Source organism: Dinoroseobacter sp. S76 (assembly GCF_049801095.1).
GTDB lineage: Bacteria > Pseudomonadota > Alphaproteobacteria > Rhodobacterales > Rhodobacteraceae > Dinoroseobacter.
In genome coordinates this window covers 221484-237712 of record NZ_JBNAGH010000003.1, presented here as the reverse complement: position 1 = coordinate 237712, position 16229 = coordinate 221484, and the positions used below count along the sequence as shown (strand labels likewise).

15 protein-coding genes and 1 tRNA gene are annotated in these 16229 nt (G+C 65.2%); 8 read left to right on the top strand and 8 right to left on the bottom strand.

The features are described from left to right. Positions 1–25: 25 nt before the first annotated feature. Both ACP153_RS10835 and ACP153_RS10830 read left to right on the top strand, forming a co-directional pair. Positions 26–952: an aminotransferase class IV gene (locus tag ACP153_RS10835; RefSeq protein ID WP_424971001.1), complete on the top strand. Its 927-nt coding sequence runs from the start codon at positions 26–28 to the stop codon at positions 950–952. Next, positions 949–1950: an Ldh family oxidoreductase gene (locus tag ACP153_RS10830; RefSeq protein ID WP_424971451.1), complete on the top strand. Its 1002-nt coding sequence runs from the start codon at positions 949–951 to the stop codon at positions 1948–1950. Before ACP153_RS10835 ends, ACP153_RS10830 begins: the two co-directional genes overlap by 4 nt. A gap of 151 nt (positions 1951–2101) precedes the next feature. Here ACP153_RS10830 and ACP153_RS10825 read toward each other — a convergent pair. The 5 genes from ACP153_RS10825 to ACP153_RS10805 form a co-directional block, all read right to left on the bottom strand. Further along, a tRNA-Glu gene (locus tag ACP153_RS10825) sits at positions 2102–2176 on the bottom strand. Between the two features lie 88 nt (positions 2177–2264). Continuing rightward, positions 2265–4019 carry a single-stranded-DNA-specific exonuclease RecJ gene (gene recJ / locus ACP153_RS10820; protein ID WP_424971000.1) on the bottom strand — a complete coding sequence of 585 codons (1755 nt, stop codon included), beginning with the start codon at positions 4017–4019 and terminating at the stop codon, positions 2265–2267. A 1-nt stretch (position 4020) separates the two neighbouring features. Then, positions 4021–4992: a class II fructose-bisphosphatase gene (glpX, locus tag ACP153_RS10815; RefSeq protein ID WP_424970999.1), complete on the bottom strand. Its 972-nt coding sequence runs from the start codon at positions 4990–4992 to the stop codon at positions 4021–4023. A gap of 125 nt (positions 4993–5117) precedes the next feature. Continuing rightward, entirely contained in the window at positions 5118–6404 is a 1287-nt protein-coding gene (locus tag ACP153_RS10810) for a homoserine dehydrogenase (RefSeq protein ID WP_424970998.1), read from the bottom strand. 84 nt (positions 6405–6488) lie between these two features. Next, the gene (locus ACP153_RS10805; protein WP_424970997.1) at positions 6489–6725 is read right to left on the bottom strand and encodes a hypothetical protein; all 237 of its coding nucleotides are present in this window, start codon (positions 6723–6725) and stop codon (positions 6489–6491) included. 102 nt (positions 6726–6827) lie between these two features. On the opposite strand from ACP153_RS10805, the gene ACP153_RS10800 reads away from it, so the two are divergent. Both ACP153_RS10800 and ACP153_RS10795 read left to right on the top strand, forming a co-directional pair. Continuing rightward, entirely contained in the window at positions 6828–7454 is a 627-nt protein-coding gene (locus ACP153_RS10800; RefSeq protein WP_424970996.1) for a TetR/AcrR family transcriptional regulator, read from the top strand. Beyond that, positions 7451–7954 carry a hypothetical protein gene (locus tag ACP153_RS10795; RefSeq protein WP_424970995.1) on the top strand — a complete coding sequence of 168 codons (504 nt, stop codon included), beginning with the start codon at positions 7451–7453 and terminating at the stop codon, positions 7952–7954. Before ACP153_RS10800 ends, ACP153_RS10795 begins: the two co-directional genes overlap by 4 nt. On the opposite strand, the gene ACP153_RS10790 is transcribed toward ACP153_RS10795, so the two are convergent. Genes ACP153_RS10790 through ACP153_RS10780 form a run of 3 tightly spaced genes read right to left on the bottom strand, consistent with a single transcriptional unit; the run spans position 7951 to position 10701 of the window. Further along, positions 7951–8508: a TadE/TadG family type IV pilus assembly protein gene (locus ACP153_RS10790; RefSeq protein WP_424970994.1), complete on the bottom strand. Its 558-nt coding sequence runs from the start codon at positions 8506–8508 to the stop codon at positions 7951–7953. The genes ACP153_RS10795 and ACP153_RS10790 overlap by 4 nt on opposite strands. Before the next feature lie 10 nt (positions 8509–8518). Next, entirely contained in the window at positions 8519–9043 is a 525-nt protein-coding gene (locus tag ACP153_RS10785; protein ID WP_424970993.1) for a TadE/TadG family type IV pilus assembly protein, read from the bottom strand. After that, positions 9040–10701, bottom strand: coding sequence for a pilus assembly protein TadG-related protein (locus ACP153_RS10780; protein ID WP_424970992.1), 1662 nt, complete (start codon positions 10699–10701; stop codon positions 9040–9042). The genes ACP153_RS10785 and ACP153_RS10780 overlap by 4 nt, the downstream gene beginning before the upstream one ends. A 288-nt stretch (positions 10702–10989) precedes the next feature. On the opposite strand from ACP153_RS10780, the gene ACP153_RS10775 reads away from it, so the two are divergent. From ACP153_RS10775 to ACP153_RS10760, 4 genes are all read left to right on the top strand, one after another. Beyond that, positions 10990–12240 (top strand): sarcosine oxidase subunit beta family protein, encoded by a 1251-nt coding sequence (locus ACP153_RS10775; protein WP_424970991.1) that lies wholly within the window; start codon positions 10990–10992, stop codon positions 12238–12240. Positions 12241–12460: 220 nt separating this feature from the next. Further along, positions 12461–12724: a sarcosine oxidase subunit delta gene (locus ACP153_RS10770; protein WP_424970990.1), complete on the top strand. Its 264-nt coding sequence runs from the start codon at positions 12461–12463 to the stop codon at positions 12722–12724. Beyond that, positions 12721–15663 (top strand): sarcosine oxidase subunit alpha family protein, encoded by a 2943-nt coding sequence (locus ACP153_RS10765; RefSeq protein WP_424970989.1) that lies wholly within the window; start codon positions 12721–12723, stop codon positions 15661–15663. The genes ACP153_RS10770 and ACP153_RS10765 overlap by 4 nt, the downstream gene beginning before the upstream one ends. After that, complete coding sequence (locus tag ACP153_RS10760; protein ID WP_424970988.1) at positions 15656–16216, top strand: sarcosine oxidase subunit gamma; 561 nt, start codon at positions 15656–15658, stop codon at positions 16214–16216. Before ACP153_RS10765 ends, ACP153_RS10760 begins: the two co-directional genes overlap by 8 nt. Positions 16217–16229 lie beyond the last annotated feature (13 nt).

The following is a 16229-nucleotide window of genomic DNA, read 5'->3' as shown; positions in this document are numbered from 1 at the left end:
CTATGACTGAGAAAGACCCGTTCCGATGACCGGAGACACGCACACCACCCACACCGCCGAAGACGATATCCGCAACCGCGATATCAAGATCTATGTGAATGGCGCGCTTTTGCACCGGGATGAGGCCAAGGTCTCGGTCTATGACAGTGGCTTCATGCTGGGCGACGGGATGTGGGAGGGGATGCGCCTCTACAATGGGAAATGGGCGTTCTTCGACGAGCATATGGACCGCTTTTTCAATTCCTGCAAAGCGGTCTCATTGGATGTGGGGATGGATGCGGAGGGGATCCTCGCAGCGCTGACCATGACTGCCGAGGCGAACGGGATGACCGACAATGCCCATTGCCGGATGATGCTGACCCGGGGGATCAAGGACAAACCGTTCCAGCACCCCTCGCTCAGCCGGTCGGGGCCGACGCTGGTCATCATCATGGAGCATTCGCGCCCGGTCGAAGCGCTGCAGACCCGGGGCATCCGGCTCGCCACGGTGCCTCAGGCGCGCGGGCTGCCCATGACCCAGGACGCCAAGTATAACAGCCATTCCAAGCTGAACTGTGTGATCGCCTGCTTGCAGGCCGAGCAGGCCGGGGCGGATGAGGGGCTGATGCTGGACCCCCATGGGTTCGTGAACACCACCAATGCCTGCAACTTCTTCATCGTGCGTCGCGGCGAGGTTTGGACCTCCACCGGGGATTACTGCATGAATGGGGTGACCCGGCAGAAGGTGATCGACCTGTGCCGGGCGGATGGCATTCCGGTCTTCGAGAAGAATTATTCGCTTTACGAAGCCTACGGGGCGGAGGAAGCTTTCCTGACCGGAACCTTCGGGGCGCAAACCCCGGTGAGCGAGATTGATGGCAAGCCCATAGGCACCGGCGCGCGCCCGATGACCGAGCGGATCCGCGCGCTCTACAAGGCCGCCATCCAGGAAAATGTTGGAGCAGTCCCATAGCACCCACGACCGATCTGTCCCTTGAGGATATCCACGCGCTGGTTCTCGCCGTTTTGCAGGCCCATGGCGCCGATGCCGCCAATGCTGCCGCCGTGGCTGAAACCGTCACTAGGGCGGAGCGGGACCGGGCCCTGTCCCACGGCCTCTTCCGGGTGCCGGGATATGTGAAGGCGCTGAAGAGCGGCAAGGTGAAGGGCGATGCGCGCCCCGAGCTGAATGCGACGACACCGGCGGTGATGCGCTGCGATGCGCGCAACGCTTTCGCGCCCATGGCCCACAAGACCTGCCTGCCGGCGCTGATCGAGGCGGCCCAGACCTTTGGTCTTGCCGGTGTCTCGATCCAGCGCTGCCACCATTTCGCAGCGCTCTGGCCCGAGATCGAGACGCTGTCCGAGGCAGGGCTCGTGGGCATCACCTGTGTCTCCTACCTGCCTTGGGTCGCCCCCCATGGAGGGCGGGCGCCGATCTTTGGCACCAACCCGTTCGGCTTTGCCTGGCCGCGCCCGGGGCAGGACCCGATCGTGATCGATATGGCGACGGCGTCCATGGCCATGGGCGAGGTGCAGATTGCGGCGCGCGAAGGCCATGCGGTGCCTTTGGGCACCGGACTTTCGCCCGAGGGCGAGCTCACCACGGATGCGGCCGAGATCGCCAAGGGCGTGCTGCTGCCCTTTGGCGGTCACAAGGGTTCGGCGCTGGCGCTGATGATCGAGCTGCTCGCGGGACCCATGGTGGGGGAGGCGTTCTCCTACGAATCCAAAGAGCGCGACAATGGCGATGGCGGCCCGGCGCAGGGGGGGCAGTTCATTCTCGCGATGTCGCCGGATGTGTTTTCCGGCACGGAATGGGCCGCGCAGACCGAGCGTTTCGTGGATCGCTATGGCGATATCGACGGCGCGCGCTTGCCCGGTGCCAAGCGCCACGCTGCGCGCCGCGATCCGGGGCCACGCTCGGTCAACACACCACTTCTCGAAGAGATCCGCGCGCTTCTGCCCTGAGAGGGTCGGTGAGTGCGCCCCGGAAAGCGGGGCGCCACCGCGCGAGTCACCGCCGCGATGCGAGCGAATAACTAGGAGTCCATCGCTGAATTTCTGCGGGTATGTTCTGCGGAGAGGAAGCGTTTCAGATCAACGCGGTACGATCAAAAAATGGCAGCCCGTAGGGGAATCGAACCCCTCTTTCCAGGTTGAAAACCTGGCGTCCTAACCGATAGACGAACGGGCCACTCAGATCGTGGAGAGGTTACTAGGCAAAGCCTTCGAGACGCGCAAGCGGAAAATGCACGAATTTGCGTGGCAAATTTTGCCGCGCCTCAGGAGGCCGGGGCCGCGTCCTCAATCCGTAGCTGTGGCGTCTGCCGACCACCCCAGCTGTTGATCTCGATCCGGCCCGCAAGGTGCAGCGGCGGCGGGTCCAGCGCCGACAGAAACGGGCCGAGCGGGCTGTCGAACGCCCCGAACGCGATGGCGTTCATCCGCGTGCCGCAAGGCCCGGTAAAGGTGACGCGCAGATGGGTGTCACCCACTCGCTTGGCAAAGCTGATCCGCACATTGGGAAGCGCAAAGCGCGGTGCTGCGGCGGCGGCGCCAAAGGGACCTGCGGCCTCGATCTGGGTGATGAGCTCAGGCGTGATGGCGGCAGGCGCAAGCACACCGTCCAGCTTCAGCGCGCTGGGTCCCAGCGCGTCTGCGCCTTGTTGAGCCAGCAAGGCCGAGAGGCGCGCCATGGCCGGGTCAAGCTGCGCGCGGCTGAGGGACAGCCCGGCAGCCATCTTGTGCCCGCCGCCTTTCTCGATCAGCCCCTCCTGGGCCAGCCGTTGGATCGCCGCGCCGAGATCAATGCCCGGAACCGAGCGGCCCGAGCCCTTGCCGTCATCGCCGTCGAACCCGATCACGACCGAGGGGCGCTGCGCGGTTTCCTTCAGGCGCGAGGCCACGATGCCCACGACGCCCGGATGCCAGCCATCGCCCGCCGCCCAGGCCAGGGGCAGGTCCAGCCCGCGCTCCTCTGCCTGCGCGAGCGCCTGGGCGCGGACACTGGCCTCGATCTCGCGCCGTTCCGTGTTGAGCGCGTCGAGCCGCTCCGCCAAAGCGGCGGCTTCATGGGGATCCGCAGTCGACAGCAGCCGCGCGCCGAGATCCGCTGCGCCGATGCGACCCCCGGCATTCACACGCGGCCCCAGAACGAACCCCAGATGATAGGCCGAGGGCGCCGTGTCGAGCCGGGCGACATCCGCAAGCGCTGTCAGGCCGGGGCGCGCCCGGCGCCCCATCACCGAGAGGCCCTGCCGCACAAAAGCCCGGTTCACCCCGGTCAGGGGGGCCACATCGGCCACGGTGGCGAGGGCCACGAGGTCCAGCAGCCCCATCAGGTCGGGGGTGGGCTCCCCCGCTGCGCGCAACTGCCTGTTGGCCTCCACCAGAGCGAGAAACACCACCGCCGCCGCACAAAGATGGGCGAGCGCGCCATCCTCGTCCTGACGGTTCGGGTTCACCACGGCCAGGGCCTCTGGCAGCTCCTCACCCCCGAGATGGTGGTCGAGCACGATGACATCCGCACCCTCAACCGCCGCAATGGGCTCGAAGGACAGGGTCCCGCAATCGACGCAGAGGATCAGGTCATGACCCGCCGCGAGCTTGGTCATGGCCGGGGTGTTCGGCCCATAGCCCTCGTCAATCCGGTCCGGAATATAGAGCGTCGCATCCCGCCCGCGCGCCCGCAGCCAGGACAACAGGAGGGCGGCGGAGGATCCGCCATCCACGTCATAATCGGCAAAGATCGCGATCCGCTCCGACCGCGTCACGGCGGCGTTGAGCCGTGCGGCGGCGGTCTCCATATCTCGCAGGGCGCGGGGATCCGGCAGCAGATCCCGCAGGGTGGGGGCGAGAAACGCCTCCACCTCCTCCGGGGCGACACCGCGCCGGGCCAGCACCCGGCACAAGGCATCGGGCTGGCCGGTGATCTGCACCAGATGCTCGGCCGCGCGGTCCTGCTCGGCGGACAGACCTGTCCATCGCCGACCAGTGATCGACGCGTGAACCCCCAGAAACGCAGGGGCGTCGGTCATGTCAGGCGGCTGTGGTCGGGTTCCGGTAGATCATGCGACGCACGGACCCGGTCTTGGAACGCATCAGGATCGTCTCGGTCGTCAGATAACCAACCTCGCGCTTGATGCCGGACACGATGGAGCCGTCCGTCACGCCGGTCGCGGCAAAGATCACATCCGCGGTCACCAGCTCGTCGCGGGTATAGACGCGGTCGAGATCCTCGATCCCGGCCTTGCGGGCGCGACCGATCTCATCGTCGTTCCGGAAGAGTAGCTTGCCATACATCTGCCCGCCCATGCATTTCAGGGCCGCAGCGGCCAGAACACCTTCGGGCGCGCCGCCGGAGCCCATATACATGTCGATCCCGGTGATCGCAGCCTCGGCGCAGTGGATGACCCCGGCCACATCGCCATCGGTGATCAGGCGGATCGCGGCGCCGGTCTTGCGGATCTCGGCGATGGTTTCTTCGTGGCGCGGACGCTCCAGAACGCAGACAGTCACGTCCTCGGCGGAGCCACCCTTGGCCTTGGCGAGGGCATGGACCCGCTCGGACGGGCTCATGTCAAGGGTCACGGTGTCGGTCGGATAGCCCGGGCCGATCGCCAGTTTGTCCATATAAACGTCCGGCGCGTGCAGCATCGAGCCGCGCGGCCCCATGGCAATCACGGTCAGGGCGTTGGGCATGTCCTTGGCGGTCAGGGTCGTCCCCTCGAGCGGGTCGAGCGCGATGTCAACGGCCGGGCCGGATCCCGTGCCCACTTCTTCGCCGATATAGAGCATCGGGGCTTCGTCCCGCTCGCCCTCGCCGATCACCACCACACCGTTGATGTCGAGCATGTTGAGCTGGTCGCGCATGGCGTTCACAGCGGCCTGATCCGCCGCTTTCTCATCGCCCCGCCCGATCAGATTCGCGGAGGCGAGAGCAGCCTGCTCGGCGACACGGGCCAGGCCCAGGGAAAGCATACGGTCGTTAAAATCGGCAGCGGCGGTCATAGGGTGTCCTTGTCAGCAAAAAAAGTCGCTGGCGTATGGATACCGATGCTGCACTGCAAAGAAAACCCGTGCGCCCGCAACAGAAGCGGGGAATGGCGCATTCGTCACAGCGGCAAATGGTTCGGTCAGTCCGCCTCGATCCGCAGCGCGACCGGGTCCCCCAGTACCACGCCGGTTTTCGGCAGCGCCTCAAGGGCCGTGTCGATGGCATTGCGGGCCGCCTTGTGGGTCACGATCAGCACGGGCGCCGAGGCATCCTCATGCCCGTATTGCCGCATCCGGTCGATCGAGACCCCGGCATCCCCGAGCACGCTGGCCACTTTGGCAAGCGCGCCGGGTTTGTCCTCGAGCTCCAGCCGCAAGTAATAGGGTGCGGCTACTGCCGATTGCGCGCGGATGGGCGTCACAAGGGACGCGGCGGGTTGGCCAAAGGTCGAGATCCGGTCGCCGCGCGCGATATCCATGATGTCCGAGAGGACCGCCGAGGCGGTGGGTCCTTCGCCCGCACCCGCGCCGCGCAGCACGATCTGGCCGACCTCGTCGCCCTCGATCACGACCATATTCGTGCCGCCTTCAAGCTGACCAAGGGGCGATGTTGCCGGGACCAGACAGGGGCGCATGCGCTGCTCCAGCCCGCGTCCGCTGCGCTGGGCCACGCCGAGCAGCTTGATCCGGAAGCCCATATCTGCTGCGTGCCGGATGTCCTCGAGGGTGACCCGGTCAATCCCTTCAAGCTCGACGCCCTCGAAATCCACCTTGGTGCCAAAGGCGATGGAGGCCAGCAGTGCCAGCTTGTGGCCCGCATCGATCCCGCCCACATCGAGGGTCGGATCCGCCTCGAGATAGCCGAGCTTGCCCGCCTCCTCAAAGAGCACGTTATAACCCAGACCCTCGGCCTCCATCCGGGTAAGGATGTAGTTGCAGGTGCCGTTCATCACGCCCATGACGCGCAGGATGTCATTGCCCGCGAGGCCCTCGGTCAGACCCTTGACCACGGGGATGCCCCCGGCCACGGCGGCCTCGAACCGGATCACATGACCCGCCGCTTCTGCCGTCTCGGCCAGCGCCTGCCCATGGATGGCAAGCATCGCCTTGTTCGCCGTGACGACATCTTTGCCTGCCTTCAGTGCGGCTTCGGTCGCAGCCTTGGCCGCACCCGCCTCGCCGCCCATGAGCTCGACAAAGACATCCACGTCATCGCGGGTCGCCAGGGCTACCGGATCGTCTTCCCAGGCATAGCTGCTCAGATCCACGCCACGGTCCTTGTCGCGGCTGCGCGCGGACACGGCGGTGATCTCGACCGGGCGACCGGCGCGTGCGCTCAGCAGGTCGGCTTTGCCGGCTACGATTTTGACGACGCCGGCACCAACTGTGCCGAGCCCGGCGATGCCTAGGCGAAGAGGGGACGTCATGGGGCTGCCTCCGACGGTGAGCGATGAGCAAACAGAATTGGCGTTCTCGTAATCAATCAAACCGCTGCGTGCAACGCGGTAGCTCTATTGCGATGCCGCAGCCCGCCGTTGCAGCGCGGCCCCGCGGTTCAGCAGGCGCTCGGTTTCCTCGTCCGGCGCGGCCTCCTCGGCGCCGGGCAGGTTGAGGGCGCTGCGCGGCAGGAGCTCCGGCGCCGGGTCATTGCGGCCCGCCTCGGTCACTGCCGGGTCGAGAAAGGTCAGATCCGCACAACCGGCAAGCAGCCACGGAAGGAGCGTGAAAGAAAGGAGGAGGCGCCGCATGGCCACAGCTTATGTCGCGCGCCGGGGGCGCTAAAGCGAAACCTTTGGGCAAAGCGAAAAAAGCCGCTGTCAATTGAACGGGCGTTCACCTAGGCTCAGCCCATGGCGCGGAAAACCGGATCCCATTCTGACATCACCGGACCCAAGGTCCGGGCGGCGGCGCAGCAGCTGATCGCGCGCGATGGCTTCGCGGCGGTGTCCATGCGCCAGATCGCCCGCGAGGTCGGGGTGCAGGCGGGCGCGCTCTATCTCTATACGCCGGACAAGCAGACGCTGCTTTTTGATCTGATGCGCGTGCATATGGAGGAGTTGATGGAGGCGGTCTCTGGAGTCGATCTGAGCGGACCGCCACCCGAGGCGCTCGACACGTTCGCGCGCTTTCACATCACCTTTCATTTGGACCGGGCCGAGGCCGTGTTCATCTCCTATATGGAGCTGCGCAATCTGACGCCCGAGAATTTCGCCCATATCGCGGATTTGCGTCTGCAATATGAGACGCTGCTGGAGACGATTCTGAAACGCGGCAAGGCGGCCGGGTTGTTTGCGGTGCCCGATACCAAGCTTGCCACCATGGCGTTGATCGCGATGCTGACGGGGCTGACCACCTGGTACCGGGATGATGGTCGTCTCGACCGGGCGGAGATCGAGCGGATCTACCTCGCCATGGTGCGCCAGATGGTCTCCGACAGCCAAACCGGTCTGGCCGACAGTCTTGCGGTGCCCCTGTGAGCGCGTCGGAGGAGTTCGACCTGCCGGAGCGACCGGTCCTGCACCTGACCCCGGCGCCGTTCAAACGCGGCGTCTCGGCTGCGATGTTGTTCTTGCTGGCGTTCCTGCTGGGCTATGTGCTCGTGCTGCATCCGCCCGCTGCGATGGGCTGGTTGGTGTTTCTGGGGGTGATGACGGCCGGGGCCGGGTGGTTGGGGATCGCCATGGTGCAGGCGCGTCCACAAGGGTTGGAGCTGCGCGAGGATGGGCTTTACCGCGCCGATGGCGAGGTGATTTGTCTGCTCTCCGAGATCGTGTCGGTGAACCGGGGGGCCTTTGCCTTCAAGCCGTCGAACGGGTTTCTGCTGCGTCTCGCGGAACCGAAGGAGCGGGCTTGGATGCCCGGGCTCTACTGGCGGCTGGGGCGGTTCGTCGGCGTGGGCGGCGTAACCCACAAGGCCCAGGGCGATGTCATTGCCGAGACCATCGCGATGACCCTGTCGGCCCGCGACGGCAGCTAGTTCTGGGGCAAGACCACGCGTGGGGCGAAGCGTGGCGAGGTCACCATGTAATTGTTGAACTGCAAGCCCTGGCTCACCCCGACGGAAAAGAGCGTGTTGTAGGTCGACCAGCTTTCGACCAGCAGCACATGCTCGCCATCCACCAATCGCGGCAGCCGGTCGGTCATGCTGGTCAGGTCCGCTGTGGTCAGGTCACCACGGGTGCCCGTGGCGTAGGACCAGTCGACCTCGTATTGCGAACGCGCATCGACCCATTTCAGGGAGGTATAGCGCAGCTCCGCATCGCTGCCGAACTTGATCAGATACTCATAGAGGCCTTGCAACCCGTCGAGGAAGCTTTCATCGATCTCGACCATCTGCCGGGAGAGGATATCGCCCACCGTGTAGGTCGCCTTGATCGAGGCGTTGTATTGGCGAAACCCGTCGAAGATCGCGAAACTCGCCACATACCACCAGCAGAGCCAGCACATGGCAAAGAGAAACTCGGTGATCACGAGCCCCTGTTCATCGCGGACAAAACGTCGGGCAAGCCGGTCGATGCGGAAAGCGTTCATGCTGCGCCCCTCACGGTTCTGCCACAAAGGCCGAGGCGGTGGTCATCTGGTAGCCGCCGCTTTCATCCTTGGAGAGGGCGAGCCCCAGGCCTGTCAGGGGGAACCAGGGATCCACGATTGTACAGAGCCGCACGAGGACCAGCTTGTTCGCCTGGGCCTGGGTATAGGTCACCACCGGGAGGGTGTCGTTGATCCGGTCGGCGCAGGCCGCCCGGGTCGCGGGCCAAGTCCAAACCGGTGGGTTGATCTCGGTCATCTCCACCACGATCGTCGAGCGGCAATCGGCGATCAGCAGGGTCTCCTGACAGATCATGTCCTTCACATCGCTCTCGCTGAGCGGCGTGTCGGCGTTCAGGCGCAACTCCCGGATAGTCAGGTCCAGCGCACGCTCCATCATCGTGTATTTCGCAGTGAGCATTGCTGCCTCGAAGGTCGACATGAAGACCGCGATGATCAGCGGAAACACGATCACGAACTCGACCGTGGCCGTGCCACGCTCGTCATGACACAGGAATTTCCGCAAGGCCCGTCTCACAAGGACAGCCTCAGCTGCTGGATCGTGTTAGCGATTGAGCTGAACGCCTCGGAAATCTCGACGCCCTTCACGTCGAAATAATGCCCGGACGAGGATGCGCAGTATTTCATCAGGGTCTGACCGCGATCCGGCGCCTCAAACCCGATGGTGAAGATCACCACATCCTTGGCCTTGAGCTTGTCACAGAGCACTTCGGTGTAGTCGTCCGCCGTGCTGTTGCCCGTGTAACGGGTTACCGCGTTGCGGTAATCGTTGCGGATGCTGGACTGGCTGTCATTCTCGACCCGGAAGAAATACTCGGACACATAACGCACGCTGAAGGTGCCGAAGAGTTCCGCATGGCTGAGCTGTCGCGCATCGGGGCGCTCGATCTGGGGGTCCCAATCGCCATCCCCGTATTTCGCGTCATTGCCATTCGTATCGCTTTCCGGGCTACGACCCACATCCCACCAGGGCTGCTTGCCCTGATCGGCGCGGTTCTGGAAATAAACAAAGAACTCGTCACTATCCTCATCCCACCAGACCGGCGACATGGTGCCCTTGAACTTGTTCTTCAGGTCGTATTGCGAGGTGTTTTCCCCGTCGGTCATGAGCACCACGACCTTGATCGTCTCGGTATCCTCATAGGCGACCGGTCGCCCGTCCAATGCCGCATCCAAGTGGCCTTCGTCGATGAGATCGGTCACCACATCCTGGGTGCCCGGATCCAGCAGAGCGGCGGCCCATTTCATGCCCAGATCCGTCGCCGTGTTGCCGCTTGCCCCAAGAGAGGCGACTTTCGCGGTCAGATCGTTGAGATTGGTCGACAGGGGCAGGATGGCGCCATAGTCACCCGTCTGGCACCAGGGCCGCTTGATCTTGCGATCCCCGTTCTGGGTGTAGAGGTTGCTGTTATTGCGGTCGAAATGAGCCAGCCGGTCCAGCGCGTCAGTGGTGCTCAGCGAGATCGACTGGAAATCGCTGGGCGCGAACCGCACGCAATTGGTCACTTCCTGCTGCTTCGAGACATTGTATTTCGCCAGCAGGTAATCCGGCACATTGACCACCGCGTGATAGGGGATGATCGAGACCGAGGTGAGCCCGGTGCCATCCTCGGTGATATTGTCATTGGCCGCCATCATCGTGCGGACGAACTTGTCCGCCGCGGTGCGCAGGTTCTGGATCTTGCTGTTGCTGCCCATGGAGCCGGAGATGTCCACGACAAGCGACACTTCGATGTTCTGGATGCGCTCTTCGGCTTTGCTCCGGGCGAAAGCGTTGAGGGTGTCGATCCCGGACATGTTCATGAACCAGGTCGGGATCTCGGCGCTCACCCGCGCCTCCACTTCCTTGTAGTTCAGGCCCTTGGCGACCTGCACCCCCTCAAGATAATCGGCCATGCCGGCTTTCGCGAAGTAATCCTCAACCACCGCAACGGCATCCGTGGTCTGATCGAGATCGGCCGCAGCCAGCACCGCGCGATCCGACGTGGCCTGCAGCCGTGTGCGCACGGCTTCATAGCGCATGATGTCGATCGTCAGCCCTGCGATCATCATCATCAGGATGAAGATATAGAGAGAGAACCCGGTCAGAACCCCGGATTCGTCTTTCCAGAACTGCACCAAGGCGGTCAGAGGGGTCGCGCGCCCCTTGGGGTCTTCGCCATCGCCCAGTCTCATTGCACACCTACTTTCACACGCCATGCGGAACGCAACTCCGCCCCGCAAGTCTCCGCGATATTGCGGCAGAAATCGGGCAAGCTTGGTCAAGAACCGGGACAAGCCGCTCAAATGCCGCCGGTTTCCTGCGCCGTCATTCTCGGCTTCTCTATGCACGCGGTTGAATGAAGGTCCCGTTAAACCCCTCTGGCCGCGCGCAGACCACGTCCATCAAGGGCGTGCATGGGGCGCAGGCTTTGTTAAGCTGCGCCTCAGATCCCGGTCGCAGCCCGAAAAGGCAGGACGCGCATGCGTTATTCGGCATTCGAAATTCTCAAGCAGGGGCTGCGTGGCAATCGCGGCTGGCCCGCCCTGTGGCGCAGCCCCGCGCCGCAGGCCAGCTATGACGCGCTGATCATTGGGGGCGGAGGTCACGGTTTGGCCACGGCCTACTACCTCGCGCGCAACCACGGGATGACGCGGATCGCCGTGCTGGAGAAAGGTTATCTCGGCGGCGGCAATGTGGGGCGAAACACCACCATCGTGCGGGCGAACTATCTGCTGCCGGGGAATTCGGAGTTCTACTCCCACTCCCTGAAGCTTTGGGAGGGGATGGAGGCAGATCTCAATTTCAACGCCATGCATTCCCAGCGCGGAATCATCAATCTGTTCCACTCGGACGGGCAGCGGGACGCGGCCGCGCGCCGGGGCAATGCGATGATCAACCGGGGGGATGATGCGATCCTTCTGGACCGGGCGGCCTTGCAGCGGATGGTGCCCTATCTCGACTACGAACAAACTCGGTTTCCGATCTATGGCGGGCTCTGGCACAAGCGCGGCGGGACCGCGCGCCATGATGCGGTGGCCTGGGGCTATGCGCGGGCGGCGGACCGGTTGGGCGTGGATCTGATCCAGAATTGCGAGGTCACGGGCTTTCGGATCGAGGGCGGCGCGGTCAAGGGCGTCGAGACAACCCGCGGCCCCATCGCCGCGCCCAAGGTCGCCATGGTCGTTGCCGGACGCTCCAGCCAGGTGGCCGAGATGGCCGGGTTCCGCCTGCCGATCGAGAGCCATGTCCTCCAGGCGTTTGTGACCGAGGGGCTCAAGCCCTGCATCGATCAGGTCATCACCTATGGCATGGGGCATTTCTATATCAGCCAGTCGGACAAGGGCGGGCTCGTCTTTGGCGGGGATCTGGATTTCTACGCCTCCTATGCGCAGCGGGGCAATCTGCCCATGGCCGAGCATGTGGTGGAGGCGGGCATGACCCTGATGCCGATGATCGGAAAGGCGAAGATGCTCCGATCCTGGGGCGGGATCATGGATATGACGCCGGATGGCTCGCCGATCATCGATCACAGCCCGGTCGAGGGCCTCTATGTGAATGCGGGCTGGTGCTATGGCGGGTTCAAGGCGGTACCGGCCTCGGGCTGGTGCCTCGCGCACCTGATGGCGACGGAGACCCCCCATGAGGTCGCCCGGCGCTTCCGGCTCGACCGGTTTCGGAGCGGGCATCTGATCGATGAAGAAGGGACGGGCAGTCAGCACAATTTCCACTAAGCGCTGGTTCGCAGCGCGCAGGATGGCGGCTCTGAGCACGGGTATGTGTCCTGCAAAGGGCGCGGTGGGTCCGTACCGGCGCGCTGCTTGGAGGATCTCAAGCGCGCGGCAAGCCCGTCCTGCAAGTCGCAAATCCTTCCATCGAACGACGCCGATCTGTTGTCAGGTTGCGATCAGGCGGCTTTAGTGGCGGTCAGACACCAGCGAAGAGGCAGCCCGAGTGCGCATTTCCTGTCCCCTCTGCGGCGCGCGTGACCTGCGCGAATTCACCTATCTCGGGGACGACACCTATCTCGCGCGCCCTGAGCTTGGGGATGCGGACGGTTATGACGCCTATCTCCACCTGAGGGACAACCCGGCGGGGGAGACCTTGGAGCTCTGGTATCACGGGCTGGGGTGCGGGGCCTGGCTGCGCGTGCGGCGCGACACCCGCTCCCACGAGATCATCGATGTCGCACTCGCGCGCGCCGAGGGCGCAGCATGAGGCTCGCCCAGGGGGGGCTGATCGATCGTGACCGCCCCGTGCGGTTTCAGTTCGACGATGCCTGGATGGGCGGGTTCGCAGGCGACACGCTCGCCTCGGCCCTGATGGCCAATGACATCCGTGTTGTGGGGCGGTCCTTCAAGTATCACCGCCCGCGCGGGCTCTGGTCTGCCGGGTCGGATGAGCCCAACGCCCTGATGCAGGTCGGCCAGTTCGCCCGTCAGGTGCCGAATGTCCGCGCCACGCAGATTGAGCTTTATCAGGGCCTTTATGCCCGGAGCCAGAACCGCTGGCCCTCCCTGCGCTATGACCTGATGGAAGTGACCGATCTCGCATCGCGCTTTCTGGGGGCGGGGTTCTATTACAAGACGTTCATGTGGCCGCGCCGCTTCTGGGAGCGGGTCTATGAGCCGCTGATCCGTCGCGCCGCCGGGCTGGGCGCGCTGTCGGGGCAGGCCAATAGGGAACCCTATGAAAAGGCCTTCGCCCATTGCGACCTCTTGGTGATCGGCGCGGGTCCGGCAGGGCTGATGGCGGCGCTGACGGCAGCAGAGGCGGGCGCGGATGTGATCCTGGCCGAGGAGGACACCACCTGCGGCGGGCGGCTCCTGTCCGAGCGTGAGACGGTGGACGGCCTGTCAGGCTTGGATTGGGTGGCGGAGATAGTCCGCAAGCTGGAGGCTACGGGCCGGGTGCGTCGCATGATGCGCACAACGGTGACCGGGGCCTATGATGGCGGCGTGTTTGGCGCGCTCGAGCGGGTGGGCCTGCACCTGCCGAACCCGCCCGAGGCACTGCCGCGCGAATGCTTCTGGCGCATCACGGCGCGCCGCGCGATCCTCGCGGCCGGAGCACAGGAACGCCCGATTGCCTTTCCCATGAATGACCGGCCCGGGATCATGTCGGCGGCGGCTTTGCGCAGCTATGCCAACCGCTTTGCTGTGGTGCCTGGGCGGCGCGTGGCGGTGTTCGGCAATAACGATGACGCCCATCGCACCGCCCGTGATCTGCAGGTCCAAGGCCTTGAGGTTGTCGCCATGATCGACACCCGGCCGGACGCGCCGGAGGGCGACTATCCGGTGTTGCGCGGGGCGCAGGTTACCGGCTCCAAGGGGCGCCTCGGGCTGGAGGAGATCATAGTGCAGACCGCCAGCGGAGAGACACAGCTGGCCGTGGACGCCCTGGGGGTCTCCGGTGGCTGGAACCCGGCGGTGCATCTGACATGCCATATGAATGGTCGCCCCGTCTGGGATCCGGACCTCGCCGCGTTTGTCCCGAGACCAGGGGCCGTGCCCGGGCTCTCGGCTGTCGGCGCGGCGGCGGGCGTGTTTTCGACCCATAGCGCCTTGAGATCCGGGGCAGAAGGCGCGCTGCAGGCGCTGTCCGAGCTTGGGACGCGCGCCGCGATGCCGCCGATCCCCGAGGCCGAGGATGCGCCCTATGCCATCGCGCCGATCTATGCCGTGGATGGGCCGCGCCCGGGCAAGGATCGCGCCTGGCTCGATTTTCAGAACGATGTCACCGTCAAGGACGTGCGTCAGGCGGCGGCCGAGAACCTCACCAGCGTCGAGCATATGAAGCGCTACACGACCCAGGGCATGGCCACGGATCAGGGCAAGAGCTCGAACCTTCTTGCGCTCGCGGTGCTGGCCGATGCGACAGGGCGCGGGATCAAGGAGACCGGCACGACCACTTACCGCCCGCCCTATACGCCGGTCACCCTGGCGGCGATGGGGGCAGGGGCGCAGAGCAAAGGGTTCGCGCCCGAGCGGCGCATGACCTCTCACACGGCCACGGTTGCAGCAGGCGCGCCGATGCTGGAGGCCGGGCTCTGGTACCGTCCGAGCCACTATCCCCGCCCGGGGGAGCGGGACTGGCGGATCGCTTGCAACCGGGAGGTCTGCTTCGTGCGCGAGGCTGTCGGGATCTGCGATGTCTCCACCCTCGGCAAGATCGAGCTGCGAGGGCCGGATGCCGGGGCCTTCCTCGATTTCGTCTATGCCAACAGGATCTCGAGCCTGCGCCCCGGGCGGTGCCGCTACGGGATCATGCTGCGCGAGGACGGTCATGTGATGGATGACGGCACGGTCGCCTGCCTCGCGCCTGACCATTTTGTGCTGACGACCACCACGGCGGCGGCGGGGCAGGTGATGCAGCATCTGGATTTCGTGCAGCAATGCCTGCGGCCTGAGCTGCGCCTGCGTTTCCTGTCGGTGACCGAGCATTGGGCGCAGTTTGCGATCGCGGGGCCGCGGGCGCGGGAGCTTTTGTGCGGCGTGCTATCGGAAGCCCCCGAGGCGGCCCGCTTTCCCTTCATGTCCTGCGGCGCAGTGGATCTCGACGGGGTGGCGGGTCGGCTCTTTCGGATCTCCTTCTCCGGGGAGTTGGGGTTCGAGCTGGCCATGCCCGCCCGGTTCGGAGCATCTCTTTATGACAAGTTGGTCCTGCAGGCCGAGGCGCTGGGCGGCGGCGCCTACGGGATGGAGGCGCTGAATGTGCTGCGGATCGAGAAAGGGTTTCTCACCCATGCGGAGATGGATGGCCGGGTGACGGCAGGCGATCTGGGGCTCGACCGGATGGTGGCGAAAGACAAGGACTTCATCGGGGCCACGGCACGCCTGCGCCCGGGACTGGCGGATCCGGATCGCCCCCAACTCGTCGGTCTGCGCCCGCTGGATGGGCGCACGGCGCTTCCGGCAGGGGCGCATCTTTTCCCGGCGGGCGCGGACCTTACCCCCAAGACCAGTCAGGGCCATGTGACGAGCAACTGCGTCTCCCCAAGCCTGGGCACACCCCTGGCCCTCGGGTTTCTGCGCGCAGGACGGGGGCGGCATGGAGAGATCGTGCGCCTCGTGGACCACCTGCGCCGCGTAGAGACGGACTGCCGCGTCACCGATCCTGTGGCCTATGATCCGGACGGAGGGCTGGCCCGTGACTGACCTGATCGCAGAAACGGCGCTGGGATATTTGAAACCGGTGCAGATCGGCCCGTGGATCCTGACGGAGCCCGCGCCGGAGCCGATCCATGCCATCCTGCCTTATCCAGGTCAGCTGGCGCCGGCCTCCGAAGCGATGGAAGCCGCGACGGGGTTGGCGCTCCCCGCGCCTGGTCGCTCCGCCCAATCACCGGATCTGCAGCTCCTCTGGGCCGGGCGAGAACACGTCTTTGCCCTGGGCGCGCTGCCCGATGGCGCCGTTCCCGAAACACTTGCGGCCACCGTCGAGATTTCCGATGGCTGGGCGCGGCTGCGCCTGTCCGGGCCCGGGATCGAGGACGTGTTGGCACGGGGCACACCGCTCGATCTGCGCGCGCAGGTCTTTCCGCCCCATGCCACGGCGCGGACCGAGTGGCACCATATGGCTGTTCTGCTGACCCGGCTGCCCTCGGCGATCGAGATCTGGGTCATGCGCTCCTATGCTGAAACCGCTGTCGCACATCTGCGCAAGGACATGACCCAGCTTGCCGCGCGCCACCAGCTGACGCCGCGCTGAGGCATTCTCTGCG

Excerpts from the sequence above, each read along its gene's own strand:
- ACP153_RS10835 (WP_424971001.1), top strand. The coding sequence starts at position 26 with ATGACCGGAGACACGCACACCACCCACACCGCCGAAGACGATATCCGC.
- recJ (WP_424971000.1), bottom strand. The coding sequence starts at position 4,019 with ATGACCGACGCCCCTGCGTTTCTGGGGGTTCACGCGTCGATCACTGGT.
- glpX (WP_424970999.1), bottom strand. The coding sequence starts at position 4,992 with ATGACCGCCGCTGCCGATTTTAACGACCGTATGCTTTCCCTGGGCCTG.
- ACP153_RS10810 (WP_424970998.1), bottom strand. The coding sequence starts at position 6,404 with ATGACGTCCCCTCTTCGCCTAGGCATCGCCGGGCTCGGCACAGTTGGT.
- ACP153_RS10805 (WP_424970997.1), bottom strand. The coding sequence starts at position 6,725 with ATGCGGCGCCTCCTCCTTTCTTTCACGCTCCTTCCGTGGCTGCTTGCC.
- ACP153_RS10800 (WP_424970996.1), top strand. The coding sequence starts at position 6,828 with ATGGCGCGGAAAACCGGATCCCATTCTGACATCACCGGACCCAAGGTC.
- ACP153_RS10790 (WP_424970994.1), bottom strand. The coding sequence starts at position 8,508 with ATGAACGCTTTCCGCATCGACCGGCTTGCCCGACGTTTTGTCCGCGAT.
- ACP153_RS10780 (WP_424970992.1), bottom strand. The coding sequence starts at position 10,701 with ATGAGACTGGGCGATGGCGAAGACCCCAAGGGGCGCGCGACCCCTCTG.
- ACP153_RS10775 (WP_424970991.1), top strand. The coding sequence starts at position 10,990 with ATGCGTTATTCGGCATTCGAAATTCTCAAGCAGGGGCTGCGTGGCAAT.
- ACP153_RS10765 (WP_424970989.1), top strand. The coding sequence starts at position 12,721 with ATGAGGCTCGCCCAGGGGGGGCTGATCGATCGTGACCGCCCCGTGCGG.